At 72.3% G+C, this 26134-nt stretch carries 27 protein-coding genes; 19 read left to right on the top strand and 8 right to left on the bottom strand.

Annotation, left to right across the window (positions count from 1 at the left end):
- Positions 1-272 precede the first annotated feature (272 nt).
- From L3078_RS25585 to L3078_RS25645, 13 genes are all read left to right on the top strand, one after another.
- Positions 273-1949 (top strand): polyamine aminopropyltransferase, encoded by a 1677-nt coding sequence (locus L3078_RS25585; protein ID WP_239756287.1) that lies wholly within the window; start codon positions 273-275, stop codon positions 1947-1949.
- Positions 1950-2064: 115 nt separating this feature from the next.
- Positions 2065-2973, top strand: coding sequence for an SRPBCC family protein (locus L3078_RS25590; RefSeq protein WP_239756288.1), 909 nt, complete (start codon positions 2065-2067; stop codon positions 2971-2973).
- 416 nt (positions 2974-3389) lie between these two features.
- The gene (locus L3078_RS25595) at positions 3390-4184 is read left to right on the top strand and encodes an aldose epimerase family protein (protein WP_239756289.1); all 795 of its coding nucleotides are present in this window, start codon (positions 3390-3392) and stop codon (positions 4182-4184) included.
- Between the two features lie 48 nt (positions 4185-4232).
- Positions 4233-4787: an orotate phosphoribosyltransferase gene (pyrE, locus tag L3078_RS25600; protein ID WP_239756290.1), complete on the top strand. Its 555-nt coding sequence runs from the start codon at positions 4233-4235 to the stop codon at positions 4785-4787.
- A 189-nt stretch (positions 4788-4976) separates the two neighbouring features.
- Positions 4977-5999, top strand: a complete 1023-nt coding sequence (gene fbaA / locus L3078_RS25605; protein ID WP_239756291.1) for a class II fructose-bisphosphate aldolase — start codon at positions 4977-4979, stop codon at positions 5997-5999.
- 98 nt (positions 6000-6097) lie between these two features.
- Positions 6098-7576 (top strand): MFS transporter, encoded by a 1479-nt coding sequence (locus L3078_RS25610; RefSeq protein WP_239756292.1) that lies wholly within the window; start codon positions 6098-6100, stop codon positions 7574-7576.
- Positions 7573-7986, top strand: coding sequence for a DUF3151 domain-containing protein (locus tag L3078_RS25615; RefSeq protein ID WP_239756293.1), 414 nt, complete (start codon positions 7573-7575; stop codon positions 7984-7986). The genes L3078_RS25610 and L3078_RS25615 overlap by 4 nt, the downstream gene beginning before the upstream one ends.
- A gap of 156 nt (positions 7987-8142) precedes the next feature.
- The gene (locus tag L3078_RS25620; protein ID WP_239756294.1) at positions 8143-8988 is read left to right on the top strand and encodes a tryptophan 2,3-dioxygenase family protein; all 846 of its coding nucleotides are present in this window, start codon (positions 8143-8145) and stop codon (positions 8986-8988) included.
- Positions 8981-10228 (top strand): kynureninase, encoded by a 1248-nt coding sequence (locus L3078_RS25625; RefSeq protein ID WP_239756295.1) that lies wholly within the window; start codon positions 8981-8983, stop codon positions 10226-10228. Before L3078_RS25620 ends, L3078_RS25625 begins: the two co-directional genes overlap by 8 nt.
- A 409-nt stretch (positions 10229-10637) precedes the next feature.
- Positions 10638-11546 (top strand): alpha/beta hydrolase, encoded by a 909-nt coding sequence (locus tag L3078_RS25630; RefSeq protein WP_239756296.1) that lies wholly within the window; start codon positions 10638-10640, stop codon positions 11544-11546.
- 119 nt (positions 11547-11665) lie between these two features.
- Positions 11666-13015 carry a sensor histidine kinase gene (locus L3078_RS25635; protein ID WP_239756297.1) on the top strand — a complete coding sequence of 450 codons (1350 nt, stop codon included), beginning with the start codon at positions 11666-11668 and terminating at the stop codon, positions 13013-13015.
- Positions 13012-13677, top strand: a complete 666-nt coding sequence (locus tag L3078_RS25640; RefSeq protein WP_239756298.1) for a response regulator — start codon at positions 13012-13014, stop codon at positions 13675-13677. The genes L3078_RS25635 and L3078_RS25640 overlap by 4 nt, the downstream gene beginning before the upstream one ends.
- Before the next feature lie 61 nt (positions 13678-13738).
- Positions 13739-14956: a cytochrome P450 gene (locus L3078_RS25645; RefSeq protein WP_239756299.1), complete on the top strand. Its 1218-nt coding sequence runs from the start codon at positions 13739-13741 to the stop codon at positions 14954-14956.
- Here L3078_RS25645 and L3078_RS25650 read toward each other — a convergent pair.
- The 3 genes from L3078_RS25650 to L3078_RS25660 all read right to left on the bottom strand — a co-directional run bounded on the left by L3078_RS25650 (position 14939) and on the right by L3078_RS25660 (position 18284).
- Positions 14939-15187 (bottom strand): hypothetical protein, encoded by a 249-nt coding sequence (locus L3078_RS25650; RefSeq protein WP_239756300.1) that lies wholly within the window; start codon positions 15185-15187, stop codon positions 14939-14941. The genes L3078_RS25645 and L3078_RS25650 overlap by 18 nt on opposite strands.
- A gap of 503 nt (positions 15188-15690) precedes the next feature.
- Positions 15691-17334 (bottom strand): ABC transporter permease, encoded by a 1644-nt coding sequence (locus L3078_RS25655; RefSeq protein ID WP_420864099.1) that lies wholly within the window; start codon positions 17332-17334, stop codon positions 15691-15693.
- On the bottom strand, positions 17331-18284 hold the full coding sequence (locus L3078_RS25660; RefSeq protein WP_239756301.1) for an ABC transporter ATP-binding protein: 954 nt from the start codon (positions 18282-18284) through the stop codon (positions 17331-17333). The genes L3078_RS25655 and L3078_RS25660 overlap by 4 nt, the downstream gene beginning before the upstream one ends.
- Positions 18285-18419: 135 nt before the next feature.
- Between L3078_RS25660 and L3078_RS25665 the strand changes: the two genes are divergently transcribed.
- Positions 18420-18929: a GbsR/MarR family transcriptional regulator gene (locus tag L3078_RS25665; protein ID WP_239756302.1), complete on the top strand. Its 510-nt coding sequence runs from the start codon at positions 18420-18422 to the stop codon at positions 18927-18929.
- A gap of 488 nt (positions 18930-19417) precedes the next feature.
- On the opposite strand, the gene L3078_RS25670 is transcribed toward L3078_RS25665, so the two are convergent.
- Positions 19418-19885, bottom strand: coding sequence for a DNA-binding protein (locus tag L3078_RS25670; protein WP_239756303.1), 468 nt, complete (start codon positions 19883-19885; stop codon positions 19418-19420).
- A 102-nt stretch (positions 19886-19987) separates the two neighbouring features.
- On the opposite strand from L3078_RS25670, the gene L3078_RS25675 reads away from it, so the two are divergent.
- Positions 19988-20494, top strand: a complete 507-nt coding sequence (locus L3078_RS25675; RefSeq protein ID WP_239756304.1) for a GNAT family N-acetyltransferase — start codon at positions 19988-19990, stop codon at positions 20492-20494.
- Positions 20495-20513: 19 nt separating this feature from the next.
- On the opposite strand, the gene L3078_RS25680 is transcribed toward L3078_RS25675, so the two are convergent.
- Positions 20514-20720, bottom strand: a complete 207-nt coding sequence (locus L3078_RS25680) for a hypothetical protein (protein WP_239756305.1) — start codon at positions 20718-20720, stop codon at positions 20514-20516.
- 244 nt (positions 20721-20964) lie between these two features.
- On the bottom strand, positions 20965-21378 hold the full coding sequence (locus tag L3078_RS25685) for an ATP-binding protein (protein WP_239756306.1): 414 nt from the start codon (positions 21376-21378) through the stop codon (positions 20965-20967).
- Positions 21379-21556: 178 nt separating this feature from the next.
- On the opposite strand from L3078_RS25685, the gene L3078_RS25690 reads away from it, so the two are divergent.
- Together L3078_RS25690 and L3078_RS25695 are read left to right on the top strand one after the other, a co-directional pair.
- Positions 21557-22426: a helix-turn-helix domain-containing protein gene (locus L3078_RS25690; RefSeq protein ID WP_239756307.1), complete on the top strand. Its 870-nt coding sequence runs from the start codon at positions 21557-21559 to the stop codon at positions 22424-22426.
- Positions 22423-22623: a DUF397 domain-containing protein gene (locus L3078_RS25695; RefSeq protein ID WP_239756308.1), complete on the top strand. Its 201-nt coding sequence runs from the start codon at positions 22423-22425 to the stop codon at positions 22621-22623. The genes L3078_RS25690 and L3078_RS25695 overlap by 4 nt, the downstream gene beginning before the upstream one ends.
- Before the next feature lie 118 nt (positions 22624-22741).
- On the opposite strand, the gene L3078_RS25700 is transcribed toward L3078_RS25695, so the two are convergent.
- The gene (locus L3078_RS25700) at positions 22742-23326 is read right to left on the bottom strand and encodes a hypothetical protein (RefSeq protein WP_239756309.1); all 585 of its coding nucleotides are present in this window, start codon (positions 23324-23326) and stop codon (positions 22742-22744) included.
- 603 nt (positions 23327-23929) lie between these two features.
- Here L3078_RS25700 and L3078_RS25705 point away from each other — a divergent pair.
- Positions 23930-24517 (top strand): hypothetical protein, encoded by a 588-nt coding sequence (locus tag L3078_RS25705; protein ID WP_239756310.1) that lies wholly within the window; start codon positions 23930-23932, stop codon positions 24515-24517.
- Complete coding sequence (locus L3078_RS25710) at positions 24514-24885, top strand: peptidase inhibitor family I36 protein (RefSeq protein ID WP_239756311.1); 372 nt, start codon at positions 24514-24516, stop codon at positions 24883-24885. The genes L3078_RS25705 and L3078_RS25710 overlap by 4 nt, the downstream gene beginning before the upstream one ends.
- A 79-nt stretch (positions 24886-24964) precedes the next feature.
- Here L3078_RS25710 and L3078_RS25715 read toward each other — a convergent pair whose 3' ends face one another.
- Entirely contained in the window at positions 24965-26101 is a 1137-nt protein-coding gene (locus L3078_RS25715) for a diacylglycerol kinase family protein (protein WP_239756312.1), read from the bottom strand.
- Between the last annotated feature and the right edge of the window lie 33 nt (positions 26102-26134).

Raw genomic sequence — 26134 nt, forward strand, 5'->3', positions numbered from 1 at the left:
GGTGCGGGTTCGGTGGGGCTTCTCGCGCACTTCCCCGCGCCCCTAAAAGACCAGGCCCCTGCGGGCCTGGAAAGACCACGGCCCTGCGGGCCTGAAAAGCACGGGGCGCAGCCTCTGCTTTTCAGGGGCGCGGGGAACTGCGCGAGATGTTCCACGCACCCGCAGTCGCCCAACCACCCGAACTCCCGAGCTATTAGGCGCCCGGCCAAGCGTCGCAGACCACCCGTGTGGGTGACCCAGCGGAGCGTGACCGTGACGGTAGCGTGCCAGGAGTGATCGAGCCGCACGCCCCCGCACCCCCCGGCGCCCCACCCCCCTGGCGCGGCCCCGGCGGCCCCGGCGGTCCCGGCGGCCAGGGCGGTCCCGGCCATGGCGGCCCCGGCGCCCACGCGTGGCTCCCGGTCCGCCCGGGGATCGGCCGTTTCCTCGTCCTCGCCGGTGTGTTCGTCTGCGCCGCCTGCGGACTCGTGTACGAACTCGAACTCGTCGCCCTCGCCTCGTACTTGATCGGCGACTCCGTCACCCAGGCCTCCGTGGTCCTCTCCGTCATGGTCTTCGCCATGGGCATCGGCTCCCTCGCCGCCAAACGCCTCCGCCCCCGCGCGGCCCTCGGTTTCGGCGCCATCGAGGCCGCCCTCGCCCTCGTCGGCGGCTGCAGCGCCCTCGCGCTGTACGCGGCGTTCGCGTGGACCGGCGACTGGGGCGGTATGTGGGCGAGCGGTTCCCGGTATCTCCTCGTCGCCTTCTCCCTGGCCATCGGCCTGCTCATCGGCGCCGAGGTCCCCCTGCTGATGGAGCTGATCCAGCGCATCCGCCGCCAGGACGCGGGCGGCGCGGTCGCCGACCTGTTCGCGGCCGACTACGTGGGCGCGCTCGTCGGCGGCCTCGCCTTCCCCTTCCTCCTGCTGCCCTGGCTGGGCCAGTTGACCGGCGCCCTGCTCACCGGCACGGTCAACGCCCTCGTCGGCGGCGCGCTGGTCCTCGGCCTGTTCCACCGCGACCTGACCCGCCGCGCCCGCTGGCTGCTGCTGGTCACCAACCTCGCCGTCCTCGCTCTCCTCGCCACCGCCGCCGTACACGTCGACGACTTCGAGCGCGCCGCACGGCGCGCGGTGTACGGCAAGGACGTACGGGTCGCGTTGCAGACCGGCCGGCAGGAGGTCGTCCTCACCGGCGGCCGGGACGGCCGGCCGCTCTCCCTCTTCCTCGACGGCCGGCTGCGGATCAGCGGCAGCGACGAACAGCGCTACCACCGGGCCCTCGTCCACCCCGCCATGGACGCCGGACCCCACGCCCGCGTCCTCGTCCTCGGCGGCGGTGACGGCCTCGCCGCCCGCGAGGTGCTCCGCCACGACGGCGTACGGCAGGTGGACATCGTCGAGATCGACCCGGGTGTGGTGCGCCTGGCCCGCACCGATACGGCGCTCTCCGCGCTCAACGGGCACGCCCACGACGACGACCGGGTCCGCGTCCACACGGAGGACTCCTTCGCCTGGCTGCGCGGCGCGCGGCCGGCCGAGCCGTACGACGTCGTCATCTCGGACCTCCCCGACCCCGGGATCACGGCGAGCACGAAGCTGTACTCGCAGGAGTTCTACGGGCTGGCCCGTGAGGTCCTCGCGGTCGACGGCCGCATGGTGGTGCACGCCGGGCCGGTGGCGTCCCGGCGGCAGGTGTTCTGGACGGTCGACGCGACCGTCCGCGCCGCCGGGCTGCGCACCACGCCCTACCGTGTGAGCGCCGCCGACCCCGGATTCGTGACCGGACCCGACCGTACGGCCCACACCACCCGCGCGCCCCACGACTGGGGCTTCGTCCTGGCGACCCGACCCGACGGCGGCCGTCACCCAGCCCTGGCGCTCGGCGCCGGGGTCACCCGACTCAGCGCCGGCGGCGGGGTGCGGGACCTGCCGCCGTCGACGCTGGTGCACCCGAGGTACGCGGGCTGAGCGGTCGCCGGGCGCGTGCCCCTCAGGTGGTGGGGTGGGGCCGCGTGGGCGGAACACGAGCGATAACGCGTATGTACGGGTGCGGTGCGGGGCCTCGTGGGTAGGCTCCACTGCCATGGAGCATGAGGTGTTCGTTCCGGTTCCCGTCGGCCGCCTTCGCGAGGCGCTCGCCGACCCCGAGCGGGTGGCCCGCGCGGTCCCCGGGCTCCAGCAGGACGCGGGTACGCCGCCGGTCGCGGGGCGTCTGAAGGTACGGGTCGCGGGGCACACCATCACCTACCGGGGCACCCTGCGCGTGACGCCCCAGGAGGACGATTCCTACCTGGTGGAGGGGGACGCCGCCGAGGCGCGGGGCTCCGGGACCGTGAAACTCACGCTCACCCTCCGCCTCGTCCCGGGCGCCGAGGGCACGACGCTGGCCTGCTCCGGCACGGCCACGGCCACCGGCCGCATCACCGAACTCCCCGCCGACCAGGTGACCTCGGCCGCCACCCGCCTGCTGAGCAGGTTCGCGGAGAACCTGCCGACCGGACCGGACCCCGAACCAGAGCCGAAGCCTCCCTCGAGGACCGAACCCCAGGCCCCCACCGAGCCCGAGGCCGCCGCCGACGAGGAACCCTCGACTCCGGCCAAGCCCGAGGCTGCCGCCGACGAGGAGCCGTCGGCTTCGGCCAAGCCCGAGGCTGCCGCCGACGAAGAGCCGTCGGCTTCGGCTTCGGGTGAGGACGAGCCGTCCGCCTCCGTCTTCGAGACCGACGTCCCGCCGTCGGCGCTGGACCCCTTCGGCGAGGGCGGCTTCGTCGCCGGGGAGGAACCACCGGCCGAGGCGGCGCACGCACGCCGGACGATGATCGGCCGCAGCGCGGAGGAGGTCGACCACGCCCCGCCCCGCGGCCGCTACGCCCCCGTCCCGGTGCCCGAACCGGTCTCCGCGAGCGCCACGCTCCGCTGGGCGGCCCCGGCAGCGGCCCTGGCCGTCGCCTCGGCCATCATCGTCAGCCGAGCCCTACGCAAACGCCGCTGACCCGACACGCCCCCGCGCCCGGCCCCCCTCCCGCCACCGCACCTTCGTCCCCGGCCAAGCTCCCGCATCGAGCCCCAGCCCCCGCTCCCGGCATCCGGCCAGGTCTTCGCGAGGCCCACGCTCCGCTGGGTTGTACCGGAGGCGGCCTGGTCGGGCGCCCGAACAGGTCTCCGCGAGCGCCACGCTCTGCTGGGCGGCCCCGGAGGCGGTCTGGTCGGGCGCCTCGGACTCGACGATGTCGGAGCCGAGCGACGCGGCGGCCACGCCCGGCCTCCGCAGTGGCCGACCCCAGTCCGCCACGGCGCGCCCGTCCCCGGCCGCCCCGCTCCAGCCCCCGCCCTCCCCTGTCGGCACTCACCCCCACCCCCGGGGCTGTCCCCTAACTCCCCCGTCTCGTCGACCAGTAGGGTCGAGGCGTGAGTAGCGAAGAGATCACGTTGGCCGCGGGTGACGCGGAGGTCGTGTTGGCGCCGGGGAACGGTGGCCGGGTGGCGGGGCTGCGGGTCGGTGGGGTCGAACTGCTGCGCCAGGGCGAGCGGTTCGGCTGCTTCCCGATGGTGCCGTGGTGCGGACGGGTCCGCGACGGACAGTTCCTCAGCGGCGGCAGCGTGCAGCAGATGCCCCTCAACGCCCCGCCCCACGCCATCCACGGCACCACCCGCGAGGGCGCCTGGCGCGTCGCCCGCCACGACGCCGGCGAGGCCGTCCTCACGTACGACCTGGTCGAGCCCTGGCCCTACCCCGGCCGCGTCACACAGGTGTTCAGCCTCACCCCGGACGCCCTCACCCTCACCATGTCCGTGGAGGCGTACGACTCCTCCTTCCCGGCGCAGGTCGGCTGGCACCCCTGGTTCAACCGCACCCTGACGGACGGCGGCGCGGACGTACGCATCGACTTCCGGCCCGCCTGGCAGGAGGAGCGCGGCGCGGACCACCTCCCCACCGGCAACCGCGTCGACCCCCGCCCCGGCCCCTGGGACGACTGCTTCGGCATGCCCGACGGCGTCGACGTCACCCTCACCTGGCCGGAACAGCTGGAGGTGAAGATCGCGTCCCGCGAGGAGTGGGTCGTCGTCTACGACGAGCAGGCCGAAGCCGTGTGCGTCGAACCGCAGACCGGCCCGCCCAACGGCCTCAACACGCACCCCCGTCTGGTGACCCCCATCGACCCGCTGGAGGCGTCCACGACCTGGACCTGGCGTCGCCTGTAGGCGGACACGCCGGTAAGCGGACATAAGGGCCCCCTTAAGCTGACTGCCATGACTGACGTGGACGTACGTGGATCTCTGCTGCAGCAGATCAAGGACAAGGCCGTGGTGCACGGCAAGGTGACCCTCTCGTCGGGTCTGGAGGCGGACTACTACGTCGACCTGCGCCGCGTCACCCTCGACGGCGAGGCCGCCCCGCTGGTCGGACAGGTGCTCCTCGACCTGACCGCCGACCTCGACTTCGACGCGGTGGGCGGTCTGACGATGGGCGCCGACCCGGTCGCCGGCGCGATGCTGCACGCGGCCGCCGCCCGGGGCCGCAGGCTGGACGCGTTCGTCGTCCGCAAGGCGGCCAAGGCGCACGGGATGCAGCGCCGGGTGGAGGGGCCGGACATCAGCGGCCGTCGGGTCCTCGTCGTCGAGGACACCTCCACCACCGGCGGCTCCCCGCTCACCGCCGTCGAGGCCGTCCGCGAGGCCGGCGCCGAGGTCGTCGCCGTCGCCACCATCGTCGACCGCGCCACCGGCGCCGCCGAGAAGATCGAGGCGGGCGCCGGCGTCCCGTACCGGTTCGCGTTCTCGAAGGACGAGTTGGGCCTCGACTGAGGTCCCCGGCCGACGTTCGTACGACTGTCGGCACGGTCGAGAACACCAAGGTCAGCGGTTACCGACCAGTTCCGGACACCCTGGCCGGAGCATCGGGTCCCGTCTGGAAGGATGGGGCCGACGATGACGTCGCAACCCTAGGTCAGGGACCGTAAGCACAACGCCACCCGCACATACAAGGAGCGGACCATGCCCATCGCAACCCCCGAGGTCTACAACGAGATGCTCGACCGGGCGAAGGCAGGCAAGTTCGCCTACCCGGCCATCAACGTGACCTCGACCCAGACGCTGCACGCCGCGCTGCGGGGCTTCGCGGAGGCGGAGAGCGACGGCATCGTCCAGATCTCGACCGGCGGAGCCGAGTTCCTGGGCGGTCAGTACAGCAAGGACATGGTGACGGGTTCCGTCGCCCTCGCCGAGTTCGCGCACATCGTGGCCGAGAAGTACCCCGTCACGGTCGCCCTGCACACCGACCACTGCCCGAAGGACAAGCTCGACGGCTACGTACGTCCGCTGCTGGCCGTGTCGGAGGAGCGGGTCAAGGCCGGTCGCAACCCGCTGTTCCAGTCCCACATGTGGGACGGCTCGGCGGAGACCCTCGCCGACAACCTCTCCATCGCCCAGGAACTCCTCGCCCGCGCCGCCGCCGCGAAGATCATCCTGGAGGTCGAGATCACCCCGACCGGTGGCGAGGAGGACGGCGTCTCCCACGAGATCAACGACTCCCTCTACACCACGGTCGACGACGCGATCCGTACGGCCGAGGCGCTCGGCCTGGGCGAGAAGGGCCGCTACCTGCTCGCCGCGTCCTTCGGCAACGTCCACGGCGTCTACAAGCCGGGCAACGTCGTCCTGCGCCCCGACCTCCTCAAGGAGCTGAACGAGGGCGTCGCCGCCCGCTTCGGCAAGGAGTCCCCGTTCGACTTCGTCTTCCACGGCGGCTCGGGCTCGACCGAGGACGAGATCCGCACGGCCCTGGAGAACGGCGTCGTCAAGATGAACATCGACACCGACACCCAGTACGCGTTCACGCGTCCGGTGGCGGCCCACATGTTCCAGAACTACGACGGCGTCCTGAAGGTCGACGGGGAGGTCGGCAACAAGAAGACCTACGACCCCCGCACCTGGGGCAAGCTCGCCGAGGCGAGCATGGCCGCGCGCGTCGTCGAGGCCACGCAGAACCTGCGCTCGGCGGGCCAGAAGATCAAGTAGTTCCCCCCGCCCCGCGTACGTCTCTGTCGTACGACGAGCCCGGTGCCACGACGGCGCCGGGCTCGCCGTGCGAGCGGGGGCGGCTGTATACCTGACCCATGCCCGACATCCGGCTCGCCTCGCCCCAGGGCAAGTGGATCCTGTTCACCACGATCCTCGGCTCCAGCATGGCGCTGCTGGACTCCACGGTCGTCAATGTCGCCCTGCCCCGGATGGGCGACGACCTGGACGCGGACCTCGCGGCCCTCCAGTGGACCGTCAACGCGTACATGCTCACCCTCGCCGGTCTGATCCTGCTGGGCGGCGCCCTCGGCGACCGCTTCGGCCGGCGCAAGGTGTTCGTGATCGGCGTGGTGTGGTTCGCCGTGGCGTCCCTGCTGTGCGGTCTCGCGCCGAACGTCGGCGTCCTGATCGCGGCCCGCGCGCTGCAGGGCGTGGGCGGGGCGCTGCTCACCCCGGGCTCGCTCGCGCTCATCCAGGCCTCGTTCCACCCCGACGACCGGGCGCGGGCCGTCGGCCTGTGGTCCGGTTTCGGCGGCATCGGCGCGGCCGTCGGCCCGTTCCTGGGCGGCTGGCTGGTGGACGGCCCCGGCTGGCGCTGGGTCTTCCTGCTGAACGTCCCCCTCGCGCTCGTCTGCGTGCCCGTGGCCACCCGGCACGTGCCCGAGTCGGGGGACGGCCGGGCCCACGAGAACCGCTTCGACGTGCTCGGCGCGTTCCTCGGCGCGGCGTCGCTGGCGCTGGTGACGTACGCCCTGATCGAGGCGGCGGAGGGCTCGCTCGCGGTGACCGTCTCGGCCGTCGCCGGCGTCGCGGCGGGCGTGGCCTTCGTGTACGTCGAACGTGCCCGGCCCGATCCGATGATGCCGCCGCAGATCTTCGCCTCCCGCCAGTTCACGACGGTCAACCTGGTCACGCTGTGCGTGTACGCGGCCTTCGGTGGCTTCTTCTTCCTCGCCGCGCTCCAGCTCCAGGTGGTGTCGGGGTACTCGGCGTTGGGCGCGGGCACGGCCCTGCTGCCCATCACGGTGCTGATGCTCCTGCTCTCCTCCCGCGCGGGCGCGCTCGGCGAACGGATCGGCCCCCGGATCCCGCTCACCGTCGGCCCGTTGCTGTGCGCGGCGGGCATGCTGCTGGCCCTGCGGGTGGGTCCGGACGCGTCGTACGTCCTCGACGTCCTGCCCGCGCTGCTCGTGCTCGGCCTGGGCATGGTCACCCTGGTGGCGCCCCTGACCGCGACGGTCCTGGCCTCCGTGGACACCGAGCACGCGGGCCTGGCGAGCGGCATCAACAACGCGGCCGCCCGCGCGGCCGGCCTGGTCGCCGTGGCCGCGTTGCCGCTGATCGCGGGGATGGGGCCGGAGTCGTACCGGTCGGCGAGCCAGTTCGACGACGCGTTCGGCACGGCGATGATCGTCTGCGCCGCGACGCTGGTGGTGGGCGCGGCGCTGTCCTTCGCCACGATCCGCCGACCGCGGCAGGACTGCCGCCACCCCGAGTGCCGGACGCACTGCGGGGTGGTGTCGCCGCCGCTGGAGGCGGGCCGGGCGGGAGATGAGCCAGACTGGAACCCATGACGATTCACGAGAACCTCCTCGGGGGCCCGCCCCCGACGCACCTCCCCGACGTCCCGGAGCCCCGCGAACTCCTCGCGAACGGCACGCCCCCCGCCGACGTCGCAGCCAAGTACCCCACCTCCTCCCTCGCCTGGGCCCAGCTCGCCGACGAGGCCTACGAGCGGGGCAGTGTCGTGGAGTCGTACGCCTACGCCCGTACGGGCTACCACCGCGGCCTGGACGCCCTGCGCCGCAACGGCTGGAAGGGCCACGGCCCCGTCCCTTGGGAGCACGAGCCCAATCGCGGCTTCCTGCGCGCCCTGCACGCCCTCGCCCGCGCCGCGGGTGACATCGGCGAGCAGGAGGAGTACGAGCGCTGCTCCCAGTTCCTGAAGGACTCCTCGCCGACGGCGGCGCAGACGCTGAGCTGACCCGCGGCGGCACGTTTCCGCAGGTCCGCCCGGTGTGACCAGGCGGACCTTGCGGTGCGCGGCGCTATCGCCGAACATGCCGGTGGGGACCGGGGCCCCCGTGTCGGAATTCGGCAGGGGCGGACCGCTACCCGGAGTACACATCAGGAGACAGCGATGTCCCTTCAGGCTCAGCCCCATGAGGCTTCGGAGCCCGAGACCCCGCATCTCGACTTCCGGGGCACGACCCCGTACGAGGACTACGTCCAGGCGGACGTCCTCACCCACCTCCAGCACCCCCTCTCCGACGACCCCGGTGAGATGGTCTTCCTGGTGACGACCCAGGTCATGGAGTTGTGGTTCACCGTCATCGTGCACGAGTGGGAGACCGCGACCACCGCGATCCGGAACGACGACGTGGCGCGGGCCAGGGACGCGCTGAAGCGTTCCGTACGCGAACTGGAGGCCCTGAACGCCTCCTGGCGGCCGCTCTCCCAGCTCACCCCCGCGCAGTTCAACTCCTACCGCGCCGCCCTCGGCGAGGGCTCCGGCTTCCAGTCGGCGATGTACCGCCGGATGGAGTTCCTGCTCGGCGAGAAGTCCGCCTCCATGCTCGTCCCGCACCGGGGCGCCCCGCGCGTCCACGCCGAGCTGGAGAAGGCGCTGCACGAGCCGAGCCTCTACGACGAGGTCCTGCGGCTGCTGGCCCGGCGCGGATACGCGATCCCCGAGTCCGTCGTACGCCGTGACGTCTCCCAGCGCTACGAGCCGTCCCCCGAGGTCGAGGAGGCGTGGACCGCGCTGTACTCCGGCGACCCGGACCACGAACTCGCCCGTCTCGGCGAGGCGTTGACCGACGTCGCCGAACTGGTGTGGCGCTGGCGCAACGACCACCTCGTCGCCACGCGCCGCGCGATGGGCGCCAAGGCCGGCACGGGCGGCTCCGCCGGGGTGGCCTGGCTGGAGAAGCGCGCCCGCAAGAACGTCTTCCCCGAGCTGTGGACGGCGCGCTCCCATGTCTGAACTCATCAGTGCAGCAAGGGAGTTGGACGCCGCCGACGAGCTGGCTTGTCTGCGCAGCCGTTTCGTCCTCGACGACGCGGTGTACCTCGACGGCAACTCGCTCGGCGCGCTGCCGGTGTCGGTCCCCGGCAGGCTCGCGGACGTCGTGTACCGGGAGTGGGGCGAGCTGCGCATCCGGTCCTGGGACGAGAGCGGCTGGTGGACCGCGCCCGAACGCATCGGCGACCGCATAGCCCCGCTGGTGGGCGCGGCTCCCGGTCAGATCGTGGTCGGCGACTCCACCAGCGTGAACGTCTTCAAGGCGGTCGTGGCGGCGGTACGGATGGCCGAGGAGGACGGTGCGGGGCGGCGCGACGAGATCCTGGTCGACGCGACGACGTTCCCGACGGACGGCTACATGGCCGAGTCCGCGGCCCGTATGACCGGCCGCACGCTCCGTCCGGTGACCCCGGCGGAGGTCCCGGCCGCGCTGAGCGACCGTACGGCCGCGGTCCTGCTCAACCACGTCGACTACCGCACGGGCCGCCTCCACGACCTCGCCGGCCTGACGGCGGCGATCCACGAGGTGGGCGCCTACGCCGTCTGGGACCTCTGCCACAGCGCGGGCGCGCTGCCCGTCGGCCTCGACGCGCACGGGGTCGACCTGGCGGTCGGCTGCACCTACAAGTACCTCAACGGCGGCCCCGGCTCCCCGGCGTACCTGTACGTCCGCAGGGACCTCCAGCCCCGCTTCGACTCGCCGCTCCCCGGCTGGACGTCCCACACCGCACCCTTCGCCATGCGCCCGGCCTACGAGCCCGCGCCGGGCGCGGTACGGGGGCGGGTCGGCACGCCGGACATCCTGTCGATGCTGGCCCTGGAGGCGGCGCTCGACGTCTGGTACGGCTGGGGCGGCGAGGGTGAGGCGGGCCCGGCCGGTGAGGCCGCGGCGATGCTCGAGTCGGTCCGCGCGAAGTCCCTCGCCCTGACGGACTTCTTCCTGCGCTGCGTCGCGGCGTACGTCCCCGAGGGCCGCGTCGAGTCCCTCACACCGACCGCCCACGCGGAACGCGGCAGCCAGGTCGCCCTCCGCTGCGACGACGCCGGCGACATCATGAAGCGCCTCATCTCCCAGAACGTCATAGGCGACTTCCGCCACCCCGACGTCCTCCGCTTCGGCTTCACCCCGCTGTACGTGAACTTCACGGACGCGGAACGAGCGGCCCGGGTACTGGGGGAGACGTTGGAGGGGGTGGGGTAGGGAGGGGCAGGGGCAGGGGCAGGGGCTGGCGCAGCCCCTTGCCCCTATTGAACTGCGGGCAGTCGTGCCGCTGGGGCGATGGGGGCACCTCCCGCTCGAGCGAAGCCGAGAGTGGGGGAGGGTGGGCGCAGGCGGCGCCCGGCGAGCGCCGGTGAGCGAGACCCACCCCCGCCCAGCCCCGACCCCGGGCGCCATCCCACTCCGCGCCATCCCACCCCGCTCCAGTCCTCCCACTCCGGTCCACCCCGCCCGCTCTCCCCCGGGGCGGACCCCCTGACCCCCCGTCACATCCCCGTGTCCGCCCACGTCATCGGCCTGATACCGTCCCCGCCAACGGAGCAGGCGCCCTTTCCCCGGCACCCGCCCGCCCAAACCCTTCCAAATCCAGTCCACCCCGAGAGGTTGCCGCATGCCGGACGACGACGCCGCAGCCCGCGATGCCGCCGAAGAGGCATCCGCCTTCTCGCACCCCCCGATCGCCCCCGACGCCACCGCCCCCTACGGCGACCACCCGGACCAGGTGATCGACTTCTACGCCCCCCGCACGCCCACCGACCCCGGCGGCGCGGCCACAGCCACCGCCCCCCTCGTCGTGGTCCTGCACGGCGGTGCCTGGCGGGCCCCGTACGACCGCCACCACATCACCCCCTTCGCGGACTTCCTCGCCCGCCACGGCTTCGCGGTGGCCAACGTCGAGTACAGAAGGGGCAGTTCACTCCCGGCCCAGACCGGCCCCACCGGCACACCCACCCCCGTCGCGGGCCGCTGGCCGGAGACGTTCGACGACATCGCCGCCGCGCTCGACGCCCTCCCCGACGTCGTACGCGAGGCCCTGCCCCAGGCGGACCCCCGCCGCACGGTCCTCACCGGCCACTCCGCGGGCGGCCACCTCGCCCTGTGGGCCGCCGGTCGCCACGTACTGCCGCCCGACACCCCGTGGCGCACCGACCGCCCCGCCCCCCTGCGCGGCGTCGTCGCCCTCGCCCCCATCGCCGACTTCGCCGTGGCCGAGAAGCTCGACGTCTGCGGCGGCGCGGCCACCCAACTCCTCGGCGGCCAGGACAAGTTCACCGACCGCCGCGCCTACGCCGACCCGGCTCTCCTCCTCCCGACCGGCATCGCCACCACCCTCGTACAGGGCCGCTCCGACATCGTCGTCCCGCAGGCCGTCGCCGAGGCGTACGCCGACGCCGCGGCCAAGGCGGGCGAGGTCGTGGGCCTGACCCTGCTGGAGGACGTGGGCCACTTCCCCCTCATCGACCCGGCGGCGGACGCCTGCGCGGTCGTGGTGGAGGAGATCGCGCAGCTGGCCTGGTGAGAGCCGCCCCAACGGGTCCGGCGGGGCCCCGCGCCCGCCCGTAGTACCTGAGACGGACCCGGACAGACCCTCCTCACTGGTGACGACGGCGCACCCGCCCTCCGCCTACCGTCTTCCACGTGACCGAGACGACCCAGACGCAGACGATGCCCTCGCGCGGCGGGGGCAGGCAGAGCAGCCCGGAGTTCCGGGTGGCGATGGACGCGTGGCAGAGGCTGCGACAGGACCTGTTCCACGACGCGTTCGCCTACCTGCCGATGCCCCCGATGAAGATGGACGGCCCGTTCACCAGTCGGTTCTCCGGCCGCCTGCGTACATACGTGGCCTGGGCCCCGCACGCGGCCGTGGTGGTGGCCGGCCTGTTCTCGATGCCCATCGCCGCCTCCGGGAACGACGGAAACGGGCTCGGCGCGATGGTGGCCGCCGGCCTGGCCCTGCTGCCGATCCTGCTGACCATGATCAGACCCGTGGCGGCCTTCTGGGCCTCCATGATCGCGGCCCCTTTGACCGCGGTGGGCAGCGGTGAGTGGGACGACTGGCCGTGGACGGCCGGCAGTTTCGCGGCCCACCTCGTGGTGATGACCGTCGTGGCCCTGCGCACGCGGCCGCGCATCGCCGCCTGGATGTGGGTCCTGACCGCGGCGTACGGGGCGTTCATGGAGGCCACCCTCGGCGGGGGCCACTACGCGGTGAACAACACGGTCCCGCTGCTCTTCGTCTCCGCCATGTCCATGCTGGCGGCGTCCGCCCTGACCATCCGCCGCACCGCCCAGCGGGAGGTGACCGCCCAGCAGACGGTGACCGAGCACGAGCGCTCCCGGCGCACCCTGCTGGAGGAGCGCACCACGATCGCCCGCGAGCTGCACGATGTGGTGGCCCACCACATGTCGGTGGTCGCCATCCAGGCCGAGGCCGCGCCCTACCGCGTGGAGAACCCGCCGCCGGAGCTGGAGCAGGCCTTCGCCACCATCCGGGAGAACGCGGTGGCCGCGCTCACCGAGCTGCGCCGTGTCCTCGGGGTGGTCCGCGCCGAGGACTACGAGGCCCCGGACGCCCCCCAGCCCACGCTCGCCGACCTCGACCACCTGCTCGCCAATGTGCGGGAGGCCGGTCTCACGGTCGACAAGGCGGTCACCGGCGCGGTCCGTGAACTCCCGCAGGGCGTGGAGCTGTCGGCGTACCGCATCGTGCAGGAGGCCCTCAGCAACACCCTGCGGCACGCGCCGGGAGCGTCGGCCCGGGTGGAGATCGGCTATGTCCTGGGCGGTCTCGGGCTGCGCGTGGTCAACGGCCCGTCCCCGGAGGTGACCCTGGTGAAGACCACCCACGGCACGGGCCACGGCCTCACCGGCATGCGGGAGCGCGTCACCATGCTGAACGGCGAGATGACGACGGGCGAGACGGACGACGGGGGCTACGAGGTGACGGTGTTCCTGCCGGTGCCCGGTGCGAGCGAGGCCGACGCATGACGATCCGCGTGCTGATCGCCGACGACCAGATGATGGTCCGCGAGGGCTTCTCCGTGCTGCTCGGCGCGATGCCGGACATCGAGGTCGTCGGCGAGGCGGTGAACGGCCGGGACGCGGTCGACCGCGTCCGGGAGCTGTCGCCGGACGTCGTCCTGATGGACATCCGGATGCCCGAGCTGAACGGCATCGAGGCCACCCGGCAGATCGTGGCGTCGGACGGCGGGGCGAAGGTGCTGGTGCTGACGACGTTCGACCTGGACGAGTACGTGTACCAGGCGCTGCGCGCGGGAGCCTCCGGCTTCCTCCTCAAGGACGCCTCCGCCCGCCAACTGGCCGACGGGGTACGGGTGGTGGCCGCCGGTGAGGCCCTGCTGGCGCCGTCCGTCACCAGGCGGCTGATCACGGAGTTCTCCAAGCTGGCCCAGGCCCCCCGCCCCTCGGCGGCCACCCAGCTGGCGTACGGCGAACTCACCGACCGCGAGACGGAGGTCCTGGTCCTGATCGCCCAGGGCCTGTCCAACTCGGAGATCGCGGAGCGCCTGGTGGTCGCCGAGTCCACGATCAAGACCCATGTGAGCCGGGTCCTGGTCAAGCTGGGCCTGCGCGACCGGACGCAGGCGGCGGTGTTCGCGTACGAGGCGAGACTGGTCACGCCGGGGTGAGCCGCCCCCGGTCGGCAGGACACCCCTGGTCAGAACGGGGGAACCGGGCTAGCGTCGCTCCATGGCAGCTGCTCTCGACCTCGCTTTCGACCCGTGGGACCCCGACTTCCTGGCCGACCCGTACCCGGCGTACGCGGAGCTGCGGGCCGGGGGCCGGGTGCGGTACTTCGAGCCCACGAACCAGTGGCTCGTCCCGCACCACGCGGACGTCTCTGCACTGCTGCGGGACCGGCGGCTCGGGCGGACGTACCAGCACCGGTTCACGCACGAGGACTTCGGCCGCACCGCCCCGCCGGCGGAACACGAGCCGTTCCACACCCTGAACGACCACGGGATGCTGGACCTGGAGCCCCCGGACCACACCCGCATCCGGCGGCTGGTCTCGAAGGCGTTCACCCCGCGCACGGTGGAGCAGCTCCAGCCGTACGTGCGGGGGCTGGCCGGTGAGCTGGTGGCCGGACTGGTGGAGGCCGGCGGGGGCGACCTGCTGGCGGACGTCGCGGAGCCGCTGCCGGTGGCGGTGATCGCCGAGATGCTGGGCATCCCCGAGTCGGACCGGGCGCAGCTGCGGCCCTGGTCGGCGGACATCTGCGGGATGTACGAGCTGAGCCCGTCGGAGGAGACGGCGAAGCGGGCGGTACGGGCGTCGGTGGAGTTCTCCGAGTACCTGCGGGAGCTGATCGCGCACCGCAGGGCGGAGCCGGGGGAGGACCTGATCTCGGGCCTGATCGCCGCGTACGACGAGGGCGACCGGCTCACCGAGCAGGAGATGATCTCGACCTGTGTGCTGCTGCTGAACGCGGGCCACGAGGCGACGGTGAACGCCACGGTGAACGGCTGGTGGGCGCTGTTCCGCAACCCCGGGCAGCTGGCGGCCCTGCGCGCGGACCACTCGCTGGTGCCGACGGCGGTGGAGGAGCTGATGCGGTACGACACCCCGCTCCAGCTCTTCGAGCGCTGGGTGCTGGACGACATCGAGATCGACGGGACGACCGTGCCCCGGGGCGCCGAGATCGCGATGCTGTTCGGCTCGGCGAACCATGACCCGGCCGTGTTCGCCGACCCGGAGAAACTGGACCTCACCCGCCGGGAGAACCCGCACATCTCGTTCAGCGCGGGCATCCACTACTGCATCGGCGCGCCGCTCGCCCGGATCGAACTGGCGGCCTCGATGACGGCCCTCCTGGAGCAGGCCCCGACCCTCGCCCTCGCCACCGAGCCGACCCGCAAGCCGAACTTCGTGATCCGGGGCCTGGACGGCCTAGCCGTCGAGGTCTGAGGGCGCCCCGGTGCCGGACTCCGGCCCGGCACCGGCCCCAGATCTCCGTCGTCTTCGGGCCACCAGGAGGGCGATCACCAGGCAGACGGCGGCGGGGAGGGCGGCGCCGGCCAGGACGACAAAGGGGAGTTCGGTGGCGAGGACGGTGTAGTCCATGTCCTCGCCCTCGAAGCCACCGCCCAGATGCCGCCGCGTCCGGTCCGACGTCCCCCACGCGAGGGTCGCGGCCACCGCACCCACCGCCGACAAGGCACAACCGCCACACCCGGAAACACTCTGCCGATCCAACCCCTGGCCCCCTTGCCTCAACACGTCCCGGGCCCCGCCCCGGTCCCCGCCCGGTCCCGGTTCCGGCTGGGGGGCCGGTACGGCTCCGGATCCGGCTGGGGCGCGGGCACTGGCTCCGGATCCGGTTGGGGCGCAGGCGCAGGCGCTGGCTCCGGATCCGGCTGGGGCTGGAGCTGGAGCTGGGGCGTCGTCCCCGTCCCCGGCTCTGGCACCTGACCGCTCCGGCCGGCCTCCGCCCCGCAAGACGCGTCCCCCTCCGCCATGGTTCTGCCGACGGCGACACCCGTCACGGCTACGGCTCTGCCGACGGCCTCGACCCGGCGAACCGTTGGGCAGCCGCGCGGACCAGCCCCGGGACGGTCCCCCACGCCAGATCTCCGCGCCGCCGTGCGTCGCCCGCGCCCTCAACTGCCCGCGGCCCCGCGGCGCCGCGCCACCTGCGCCCCTCAGCCGCCCACATCCCGTCGCCGCAACCCCGCCAGACCCCCCGCGACCAGTGCCACCGCGAGCCCGGTCAGGGTCAGTACCGGTGGCCAGGCCATCGCGGCGCCCGGCAGCTTCGGGAGGTGGCCGAAGGGGGAGAGGTCGAGGAGGGCGGCGGGGGCGTCGAGCGCGGGGCCGATCCAGCCGATGAGGAGGACGGCGCCGGCGAGGGCCCAGGCCGCCGGCGCCGCCCGGGGGGTGAGCCCGTGGAGCAGTACGGCCGCACCGCCGACGACCCAGACCCCGGCGACCTGGACGAGACAGGCGCCCAGGATCGGGCCGGCCTCCTTGCCGTAGCCGAGGGTGAAGCCGAGACCGGCGAGGAGCATGATCCAGACGGTGCCGCCGAAGGCGACGACCAGATGCCCGGCGGCCCAGCGGATCCGGCTCACCCGGTTCGCGAGGAGCGGTTCGGCGCGCCCGGAGGTCTCCTCGCCGTGCAGCCGGAGCACCGCGCCGACGATGTACAGCGCGGCGATCAGCCCGAGCATGCCGATCATCGACGCGAGGAACGCGTCGGTCAGACCGGACTGCCCGCCCATGCGTTCGAAGATCTCGCGGGCGCCCTCGTTGTCGCCGACGAACTCGGCCGTGCCCTCGGTCAGCCCGCCGTAGACGAGTCCGGCGAGGAAGAAGCCGATGCTCCAGCCGAGGACGCTGCCGCGCTGGAGCCGCCAGGCCAGCGCACCGGCCGTACCCAGCCTGCCGTGCGCCGGCCCCGGCCGGGTCGGCAGGAAGCTCATGCCGACGTCGCGGCGCCCTGCGAGCCCGTACGCCACCACGCCCTGGACCACCGCCGCCGTGACGAACAGCAGCAGCACCCACCAGCGCTCCTCCGCGAACGAACGCTCGTTTTCCAGCCACCCCAGCGGCGACACCCACGTCAAGAAAGACGAACCTTCGTTCTCGGACGCGTCGCCCGCAGCCCGCAGCACGAACGCCGCCCCCAGCACACCCGCCGTCAGCCCCCGAGCCAGCCGCGCGCTCTCCGTCAGCTGCGCCACGACCGCCGCCATCGTCGCGAACACCATCCCGACGCCCGCGATCCCCAGCCCGAAGGCCAGTGCCCCCGCCGCGCCCTGCCCGGCGAGCCCGACCGTGACGAGCAGCGCCAGCCCGCCGTTGGCGACGGCCGCCGTGAGCAGGGCGGCGGTCAGCGCGGCCCGGCGGCCGACCATGCCCGAGGCGATCAGCTCCTGGCGGCCGCTCTCCTCCTCGTCGCGGGTGTGGCGGATGACGACGAGCAGGCTCATGACGGCGGCGAGGAGACCGGCGTAGACGCCGACGCGCCAGGCGGTCAGCGCGCCGAGGGAGTCGTCGAAGACCGGGCCGACCAGGGCGCGCAGCGAGGAGTTGGTGGCCAACTGGCGCATGAGATCGGCGCGTTCGGCGGCGGTGCCGTAGAGCGCGTCGAGGCTGTTCGGCATGGAGAGGACCATCAGCCCGGTCACCGCGACCCAGACCGGCACCATCACGCGGTCGCGGCGCAGGGCGAACCTCAACAGGGTTCCCGTACCGGCCAGTTGGCGACCGGCGCGGGACCGTACGGCGACCGGGCCGGCGAGAGCGAGGTCGGCGCCGTCCGTGCTGTCGGCGGTAGTGGTCATCGCGCGGCCACCTCTTCCGTCCCTTCTGCCCCCTCCGCCTGGTAGTGCCGCAGGAACAACTCCTCCAGCGTCGGCGGCGTCGAGGTCAGGGACCGTACGCCGGACTCGGTCAGGGAGCGGAGGACGGCGTTGAGTTCGGCGGTGTCGACCTGGAGGCGGACGCGGTGGCCCTGGACGTCGAGGTCGTGGACGCCGGGGAGGTGCGCCAGGCCGTTCGGAGGGCCGGCCAGTTCGGCGGTGACGGTGGTCCGGGTCAGATGGCGCAAGTCGGCGAGCGAGCCGCTTTCCACGGTGACGCCCTTGCGGATGATGCTCACCCGGTCGCACAACTCCTCGACCTCGCTGAGGATGTGGGACGACAGCAGCACCGTACGGCCCCGGTCGCGCTCCTCCCGTACACAGCGCTGGAAGACCTCCTCCATCAGCGGGTCCAGGCCCGACGTCGGCTCGTCCAGGATGAGGAGGTCGACGTCGGAGGCGAAGGCGGCGACGAGGGCGACCTTCTGGCGGTTGCCCTTGGAGTACGTGCGCCCCTTCTTCGTGGGGTCGAGCTCGAACCGTTCGACGAGGTCGGCCCGGCGCCGGGCGTCCAGCCCGCCCCGGAGCCGTCCGTAGAGGTCGATGACCTCGCCGCCGGACAGGTTCCGCCACAAGGTCACGTCACCCGGCACGTACGCGATCCTGCGGTGCACCTCCACCGCGTCGGCCCACGGGTCGCGGCCCAGCACCCGCGCGGTGCCCGAGTCGGCGCGCAGCAGGCCGAGCAGGACGCGGATGGCGGTGGACTTTCCGGCACCGTTGGGGCCGAGGAAGCCGTGGACCTCGCCGGTCGCGACGGTCAGGTCGAGGCCGGCCAGGGCGTGGGTGCGCCCGAAGGACTTGTGCAGTCCGGAGACCTCTAGGGCGGGAAGGGCGGGGTCGGCGCGGTTGGCGGGGTTGGCCTTCGTCATGCTTCAGAACGTACGCTTACTTCAGAAATTTGTGAAGTTAAGGAAACGTATAAAACGCCGGTAGGCTGGCCGGGGTGTCGGAAGAGGGTGCCTGAGCGCTGCGCGTGGTGTGTGACCAGGGGAGATGATCGAGGGATGGTGGAGCCGAGGGCCGAGGCGGATGTTCCGGAGCGGGACCCGGAGTCGGTCTCCCGTTTCGTCGAACACTTCGCGGCGCAGCTCGTCGAGGCCGGGATGCCGCGTATGCCGGCCCGCGTCTTCGCCGCGCTCCTGTCCTCCGACACCGGCGCACTGACCTCGGTCGAACTCGGCGAACAGCTGCGCATCAGCCCCGCCGCCGTCTCCGGCGCGGTCCGCTACCTCGCCCAGGTGCACCTGGTCTCACGCGAACGCGAGCCTGGTTCGCGCCGGGAGCGCTACCGCGTCCACAGCGAGCAGTGGTACGAGGCCCTCACCAACCGCGAGGCCATCATCAAGCGTTGGGAGGAGGCGTTGCGGGAGGGGGTCGCCAGCCTGGGGGCCGACAGCCCGGCGGGCCGCCGCCTCTCCGAGACCCTCGCCTTCTTCGAGTTCATCGAGACCGAGGTCGAGTCGATGATGGACCGCTGGCGCACCCACCGCGACGAACTCTTCGGCCGGGACTGAGTGCCGCCCCGGCTCTCGCGCCCGGCGCCCACGCTCGGCGTTCCGCGCCGGAACCGGGGCGCCGCATGGTGGCATCGCTGCCGGAACGCGATGCGGCGTCGATGGCGTGCGGGGTCAAGGGGGCATTGCGGGACCGATTTTGGTCGCCTTGTGACCGTGTCCCGAAGGTTCTTGGGCGGACTCCCGCATGTTCCGGATGTGCTGCCGCGCCGATCCCGGCTAGCTTTCGAGCCTGACCGGTTGGCATTCCCCTCGGAAAAGGAGAAACACATGCGCAAGGTCGTATGCGGCCTGTTCATGGCGCTGGCGGTTGTGCTCGCGGTGGCGCCGCACACCAGCGCCGACCAGACCGAGACCGTCGCCAATGGCAGGCCGGGCCCGCTGTGACGCGAATCCGGTACCACCCGCGCTGAACTCCCCCTTCGATCACCCTGATCTCTGCCGAGCCGGGACGCGTGTGTCCTCGAGCGGCCGGCCCCCGAGCCCGGCTACGGCCCGTCCGTCCTCTCCGTGCGGCTCGACAGGCGTTCGTGACGCTGGCGGGCCGCCTGGGGGGTCTGGAGGCCGAGGCCGAAGGCGATCTCCGGCCAGGTCATGCCCCGGCCCCGGGCCATGTCGAGGAGGCCGACCTCCAGTTCGTCCATCTCGCCCCGGGCGAGAGGGATCAGGGTCAGGGCGGCGGTGATGTCGGCGCGGTCGACCTCCGCCTCGCCGTCGTCGAGGAGGGCGGCACCGCTCAGCAGGTACGAGACCAGCCGGATCGCCTCGTGCGCACCGAGGACATGCGGGTGCACCTGGCGGTTCCGCTGCTCGGCCGTGCGCGCGTGCCGCTCGGCGATACGGAACAGGGACGTGTAGACGCGCTGGGCGCGTGCCTCGTCCGCGCTCGGGGGTGTGAAGGGATCGGCGGATGCCCCGGCGGATGGATCGGTGAATGGATCGGTAGGTGTCGTCATGCGCCCAGCGTTGGATGCAAACAGTTTGTTGTCAACGGATTATTTGCGGCGTACGGGCTCCGCCGGTGGACACGGCTCGACGTGGTGGTCGATGATCCCCGCATGATCCGTACCGCCACCGTGCGCGACGTCGCGGAGATCATCGTGATGATCCGCGAACTTGCCGCCTACGAAAAGGCCCTCGACCAGGCCCGGGCCACCGAGGGGCAGCTCCGCGAGGCGCTGTTCGGTGAGCACCCGGCGGCGTACGCGCTGATCGCGCAGGACGACGACACGGGCGAAACCGTCGGCTACGCCCTGTGGTTCCCCCTCTTCTCGACCTGGACCGGCACGCGCGGGATGCATCTGGAGGACCTCTACGTACGTCCGGACGCCCGGGGCGCGGGCCATGGCAAGGCCTTGCTCGCGGCCCTTGCCGCGGTCTGTGAGCGGAGTGGGTACGAGCGTTTCGAATGGTGGGTGCTGGCCTGGAACGAGCCGACGATCGACTTCTACCGATCCCTGGACGTCGAGTTCCTGGACGAGTGGAAGGTGTGCCGCCTCAGCGGCGAGCCCCTCAAGGCACTCGCCGCCCAGGGCCCACCCGTCGTGGACGCCCCCGCCGGGTAGTGGGCGGCTGTGCGGCACCTCACGTGTTCAGCCGCGCCGCACTCGCCGCCTTCCGCGCCGCGCGGTGACGTTTGGCCAGCCGCATCGAGTGCAGGCACGAGACCCCGTCCCTCCGGCACGCGTCCACGCAGGCCACGGCGTGGTCCAGCCAGTCGCTGAACGTGGCCAGGACGGGGTCGGAGGGCAGGGCGGAGCCCCCTGTTCGGTTCGTCGTTTCGTCGGTCATGCCGTACGCCCCTCACTCAGGTACGCCGTGACATACGCCCGCACGAGGCCTCCCTCGTCTTCTTCGCCCGCATATGGACCATCCATGAGTACGTCCCGCACGGGCGCCGCTCTCACCGGCCGCCTCTCCCAGCAGGGTTCGCGCGGCGGGAACGACAACCACCGGCCATACGTGGCCCGATACCGTTCCGCCCGCGCCGCCCAACGCCGCCACCGCCCGCGGTACGGGCTCAGCGCCGCCGCGCTCACCCTTTCCGCCCCGGGATCACGAAGTACGCCCACACGCACTTGGTGAACGGCCGCGCCTCGTGCCCCCACCGCTGGGAGAGCGCGGCGACGAGGATGAGGCCGCGCCCGCCGTCCCGTTCCGCGTCGCCGCTCCGCTGTGCCGGCGCCTTGCCCTTGTCCGGGTCCGACACCTCGACCAGTACGCCGCACCCTCGGACCGACACCACCACCTCCACGTCGGCGAGGGTCACCCGGCAGTGCCGGACCGCGTTCGTGACCAGCTCCGTGGCCACGGTGGCGATGTCATCGGCGAGTTCACCGTCGAGGGCCCAGTCCTTGAGGATCCGCCGCACGCGAGCACGGGCTTCGGGGACGTGTCTTCCGCGCTTGGGGATACGGAAGGAGTCGCTACGTGGGGTGAGTGCGGGCATGGCTGAGGGACCCCCTGACGTGCGGTCAAGTTCACGGGCCGTAGCGGCTCGTGCACGGTGAGGTTATGACTCAATCGAGGCCTTCTGCAACTAGGAGAGTCTCATGCATGCGGAATTTCGTTCTTGAAGTGAGCGGGGCACCCTAGAGTTGGGGCGGTTCAGACCGAGAGGGGATGCGATGCCCGCAGGGGGACGGCCGACGGTGCGCAGCAGGCGGCTCGGCGCTGCGCTCAAGCGGTACCGACAGGCCGCCAAGCTCGACCAGTTGGCGGCAGCCGAGGTGCTCGGGGTGGATCCGGCCCGCGTCAGCCGTATAGAGAGCGGACTCGTCACGGCGCGCATCCTGGAGATCCGCGTGCTGCTGAACGCCTACGGCGAGGAAGATCCGGAAGTACGCAGCAAACTCGAGGACTTGGCCAAGAGGTCGAAGCATCGGGGTTGGTGGCTCGAACACGCTGCGCACCTGCGGCCGGACTACCTCGACCACATCTCGCTGGAGGATGACGCGACGTACATCCGGGCGTGGGCGCAGGCACTGGTTCCGGGGCTGCTCCAAACGCCGGCCTATGCGGAGGCCGTCATCACGTCAGGGCCCAACTACGTGGCTCCGGAACGAGTGGCTCAGCTGGTCAAGGTGCGCGAGGCTCGGCAAGCGAAAATCGAGGAGGGCGGGGCGGCGTACACGGCCATCATTTGGGAGCCGGTGATCATTCATCCGCTGGTAAGCGTCGGCATTCACCAGGAGCAACTGGCGAACATTCTTGAAGTCGGCCGGCGGAGGAACGTGACCGTGCAAGTCCTGCCCCTGAGTGCCGGAACGCTCGCGGGAGAGATCTCCGCCTTCGCGTCCTTCAGTTTCGACGCGGAGCCGGTCGTGGAAGCCGTGACGTTGGAGAACCTACGGGGCACTTCGATCCTGGAAGCCCCCGAAGACCTCGCGGCTTACACGCTCGCCTTCGACCAACTACGATCGGCAGCGCTGGCACCGGACGCAAGCGCGCAGCTCATCCAACGCGCACGCGAGAGAATCAAGGACGATGCGTCGTGACCCCTGAGCTCATAGGCCCCTTCCGGAAGTCCTCGTACTCCGGACAGCAAGGTGACTGCGTCGAGGTTGGCGCAACAATCACCGGCGGCCGAGTCGTCCGCGACAGCAAGAACCCCCGCGGCCCCCTCCTGCACATCTCGCCCACCGGATGGCACGCTTTTATCGGCGCCGTCTCCGGAACGGCCGTGCCGCGCTGACTAACATGGCCAAGGTCATCCCGTAGGGATACCCCCGTGCCGGAACCCCGGCTCGATTACGGCGAGCCGGGGCTTCCGATACTGGGTATTCCGGGGTGTGCGCTTGCCCTCTCGGTTATCACCAGTGGTGGCCGTTTCCGACGACGCGGAAGCTGCCGACGAGGAACTGGCCCTCCCGGTCCCCTTCGACCGCGCTGCTGGAGCTGTGCGGACCGACCGTGGCGACAGGCGCCCCGTTGTCGCAGGTGATCCCGTTGAAGAATTCGACGGTCTTGTCGCTGTCGTTCCGGATGTTGAAGCTGCCGGCGCCCCGCTGCCCCTGACCCTGACCCTGACCCTGCCCGCGGCGCACGTTGACCACGGCGATGCAGGACCCCGGCTCGGCGCCGTACACGCGCTCGTTGACCTGAATCTGACCCTCGTCCCGGCGGTTGTCGCCTCGACCCGCGCCGCGGCCCTCGTTGCCCTTTCGGGGGCCGTTCATGTTGTCCGCCGCACCCGCGTCGGCCGGGGCGGTGGCCGCGTTGGAGCCGGCGCTGGTGCCCGTGCCGTTGCCGCCGCGCGGCGCCGGGGCGGCGTCGGCGATAGCCGTGGCGGACTTGGGGGCCGACTCCAGGGCGGAGCTGGCGTAGGTGACACCGGTGGCGGCCGCGACTGCCACGCCGACGGAGGCGGCGATCACTGTGATCTTACGAGTGCGCAATGCACTTCCCCTTCTCTTCGTTCTCGTCGACAGGACCTGCCGACGAGAACGAACGTAATGACGGCCATTTCGGCTGTCATGTCGAGGAGGGTCGGAGTGGGGTCGGAAAAGGGGCTGAACGGCCGCATGAATTGTCGCTCTGACGGGTGACCACCGGCGTGCCTGACGCATCGTCAAAATATGGCAATGAGCTGGTATTTCGAATCCGAGTGCGGCCTACACCCGCGCGCGCTGACATATCGTCACCCTCTTGGAGGCTCCGGGGTGTACCTCGTTCTCTGAATTCGCGTCAGATCACCTTGGGGCGCCTACCTGACGGCTCCTCAAAAGTGCGTGACCGTGCAGGCAAAGACACTGCGCCCTGCCGCGTGAAATTCATCGCCGAGAATTGATCGCGGCGGCGTGTCGCGTGCTCGCGCGGGCCTCGCGGCGCATATCGTGATCGGCCCTCCGGTGAAGGGCGCGACGTCGGCAACACGCGCCCCGCGTGCGCTCGCCGGTACGGGTGGAAACGGGCATATCGGTGTGCGCGGTGGGCAGGTCGCCGTGTCAGCTGTGGCTGGCCCCTGTCGACCGAACGACCGTTTCCGGAAACCCCCGCCCATGCGCCGACCCGGCATCCCCCGTCCCACGCCCGTCACGCCCTTCGCCGCGCTCCTCGTCTGCGGGCTGCTCCTCACCGCAGGTACCGCCTGTTCGAGCGCCCCGCCGACCACCCCGGCGCCCGCCCCGCCCCGGCTCTCCCCCGACGACGTCATCAGGGCCGCGACCCAGCGGCTGACCGACGACTGCCTGACCCGGCACGGCCTCACCCCGCCGCGCCCGGGGCGGAGCGAACCAGTCGGCGCCCAGCGGACGCGGGTCGCGGAGGCGATGTTCGGCGCGGGGCGTACGGAGCTGTCGTTGCGGCTGCCCACCGGACACGTCGTCCGCGCCCACACCGACGGCTGTCTGGCCGAGGCGCAGCGGCGGCTCTACGGCGACCAGGGCCGCTGGTTCCGTACGTCGACCATCGTCAACAACCTCGCGCCCGAGGCCGCCCACACCGACCGCACCCTCGCCGAGGTCCGGGCGGACCGCCGTACGGAACTCACCGAATGGCGGCGGCTGCGAGCCCGGGCCCTCACCGAAGCCACCTCTCTCATCGGCAGTACCAACCCCCCACCCCCGAAGGGAAACACAGCACCATGAAGCGCTTCACCGCCCTGTTCTCCGCCCTGCTCTTCTCCGCAGGACTGGTTCTCGCGTCGTCGGGCACCGCTCAGGCCGCCGCCTGCGGCAGTGGCAACTTCTGTGTCTGGACGGACGCCAATTTCGGCGGCATGAAGGTCGAGTGGCCCGGCGACGACCGCTGGTGGGAGAGCAACATCGCCGACGAGGACTCCTCCTGGGCCAACCACGGCATCTCCGGCCCGGGCGTCAAGGACCACGTCAGGGTGTACTCCCGCGCCCATCTCGGCGGTCACATGACCATCTGCCTCACCCCCGGCCAGGAGGTCGGCTACAACGGCGCCGCCAACGACAACGGCGACTCCCACACCTGGGCGATGAGCTGCTGACCCGGTGAGCGGCTGACCCCGGGCGCCCGGCACCCACCGGGCGCCCCCACGCACGCCCACCCAGCGCACCCGCTCGCCCTCACCCCGGCAGCGTCAGCCCCCACGCCGCCTCCCGTACCGTCCACGTCCGCGTCCGTACCGGGCCCGCCACCAGGGAATCCGCCCGGTAGCGGAAGTCCGCGCCGGACACGGTCACCCGGTGGCCGGTCGCGTGCAGCGGGCCCGCCTCGGCGCCCACCGACACCGGCCGGATCTCGACGGCGGCGCCGCCGTGGGCGTAGGGCGTGATGGACACGGCCTCCACGGGCTGGTCCAGGTCGACGATGATCACCCCGTCCACCTCCACCCGCAGCCGCGCGGGCCCGACCCCGCCCCCGGCGGCGACCCGTATGCGCGAGGGCCGCAGCGGACGGGACATCCGGGCGGGTATCGCCGGCCGCGTCGACAACGTACGGGCGAGGGACTGCGGCCAGGCGCGCAGCCAGGAGTGATGGCCGGACGACGGGGACGCACACCCGTCGGCCGATCCGTCCCCGGGCCGAGACCCCCGGCCCGACCCCGTGCCGCTGCCCACCTCCGGTCCCGCCCCAGCCTCCGGTCCCGCGCCCGTTCCTGTGCCTGTTCCCGCGCCCGTCTGCGGGGCTGACCCCGGGTCCTTGACCCCGCCGGATCCCGGGTGCGTGTCCCTGCCGGGCCCCGGTTCCCCGCCCGCGCGCGGACCGCCCGCGGGCCGCCCGCCCGTCGTCGCCCCGCCAGCCCCCGGCGGGTCCCGTGGCGGCACGCCCGGCAGGGCCGGGATGCGCAGGGCGCCCAGGACGACGCCGTCGCTGTCGTCGACGAGCAGATCCAGCCGCCGCTCGACACCGTCGAGGGCGGCGCGGGCCGCCGCGACCGCGCCGGTGGGCACGCCCAGGGAGTGCGCGAGACCCAGGGCGGAGCCCACGGGAACCAGGGAGAGGGCGCACCCCGCCAGCTCCCGCCGCCGATGCAGATGAGCCACCGCCCGCAGCAGCGCGCGGTCGTCGCCGACCACCACCGGGCGCCGGGAACCGCGCCGGGAGAGCGCCCGCGCGAATTCCTCGGGCCCTTCGGGAAGGCACACCTTCGTGCTCGCCGCACCCGCGCTGAGCACGTCTTTCGCGATCCGTACGGCCTCGCCGTCCGTGCGACGGGCGAGGGGGTCGATGACCACGAGGAGCTGGTCGCCAGTCGCCACCTCGGTCCTGCCTCGCTTCCTCGGGTAGCATCT

The organism is Streptomyces deccanensis (assembly GCF_022385335.1).
Classification (GTDB): domain Bacteria; phylum Actinomycetota; class Actinomycetes; order Streptomycetales; family Streptomycetaceae; genus Streptomyces; species Streptomyces deccanensis.

What these genes read in the sequence shown, in the direction of transcription:
- L3078_RS25680 (WP_239756305.1), bottom strand. Translation starts at nt 20,720, where the DNA reads ATGACCGACGAAACGACGAACCGAACAGGGGGCTCCGCCCTGCCCTCC.
- L3078_RS25670 (WP_239756303.1), bottom strand. Translation starts at nt 19,885, where the DNA reads ATGACGACACCTACCGATCCATTCACCGATCCATCCGCCGGGGCATCC.
- L3078_RS25705 (WP_239756310.1), top strand. Translation starts at nt 23,930, where the DNA reads ATGCGCCGACCCGGCATCCCCCGTCCCACGCCCGTCACGCCCTTCGCC.
- L3078_RS25655 (WP_420864099.1), bottom strand. Translation starts at nt 17,334, where the DNA reads ATGACCACTACCGCCGACAGCACGGACGGCGCCGACCTCGCTCTCGCC.
- L3078_RS25645 (WP_239756299.1), top strand. Translation starts at nt 13,739, where the DNA reads ATGGCAGCTGCTCTCGACCTCGCTTTCGACCCGTGGGACCCCGACTTC.
- L3078_RS25610 (WP_239756292.1), top strand. Translation starts at nt 6,098, where the DNA reads ATGCCCGACATCCGGCTCGCCTCGCCCCAGGGCAAGTGGATCCTGTTC.
- L3078_RS25690 (WP_239756307.1), top strand. Translation starts at nt 21,557, where the DNA reads ATGCCCGCAGGGGGACGGCCGACGGTGCGCAGCAGGCGGCTCGGCGCT.
- L3078_RS25660 (WP_239756301.1), bottom strand. Translation starts at nt 18,284, where the DNA reads ATGACGAAGGCCAACCCCGCCAACCGCGCCGACCCCGCCCTTCCCGCC.
- L3078_RS25685 (WP_239756306.1), bottom strand. Translation starts at nt 21,378, where the DNA reads ATGCCCGCACTCACCCCACGTAGCGACTCCTTCCGTATCCCCAAGCGC.
- L3078_RS25630 (WP_239756296.1), top strand. Translation starts at nt 10,638, where the DNA reads ATGCCGGACGACGACGCCGCAGCCCGCGATGCCGCCGAAGAGGCATCC.
- L3078_RS25590 (WP_239756288.1), top strand. Translation starts at nt 2,065, where the DNA reads ATGGAGCATGAGGTGTTCGTTCCGGTTCCCGTCGGCCGCCTTCGCGAG.
- L3078_RS25675 (WP_239756304.1), top strand. Translation starts at nt 19,988, where the DNA reads ATGATCCGTACCGCCACCGTGCGCGACGTCGCGGAGATCATCGTGATG.
- L3078_RS25710 (WP_239756311.1), top strand. Translation starts at nt 24,514, where the DNA reads ATGAAGCGCTTCACCGCCCTGTTCTCCGCCCTGCTCTTCTCCGCAGGA.
- L3078_RS25665 (WP_239756302.1), top strand. Translation starts at nt 18,420, where the DNA reads ATGGTGGAGCCGAGGGCCGAGGCGGATGTTCCGGAGCGGGACCCGGAG.
- pyrE (WP_239756290.1), top strand. Translation starts at nt 4,233, where the DNA reads ATGACTGACGTGGACGTACGTGGATCTCTGCTGCAGCAGATCAAGGAC.
- L3078_RS25615 (WP_239756293.1), top strand. Translation starts at nt 7,573, where the DNA reads ATGACGATTCACGAGAACCTCCTCGGGGGCCCGCCCCCGACGCACCTC.
- L3078_RS25625 (WP_239756295.1), top strand. Translation starts at nt 8,981, where the DNA reads ATGTCTGAACTCATCAGTGCAGCAAGGGAGTTGGACGCCGCCGACGAG.
- fbaA (WP_239756291.1), top strand. Translation starts at nt 4,977, where the DNA reads ATGCCCATCGCAACCCCCGAGGTCTACAACGAGATGCTCGACCGGGCG.
- L3078_RS25640 (WP_239756298.1), top strand. Translation starts at nt 13,012, where the DNA reads ATGACGATCCGCGTGCTGATCGCCGACGACCAGATGATGGTCCGCGAG.
- L3078_RS25620 (WP_239756294.1), top strand. Translation starts at nt 8,143, where the DNA reads ATGTCCCTTCAGGCTCAGCCCCATGAGGCTTCGGAGCCCGAGACCCCG.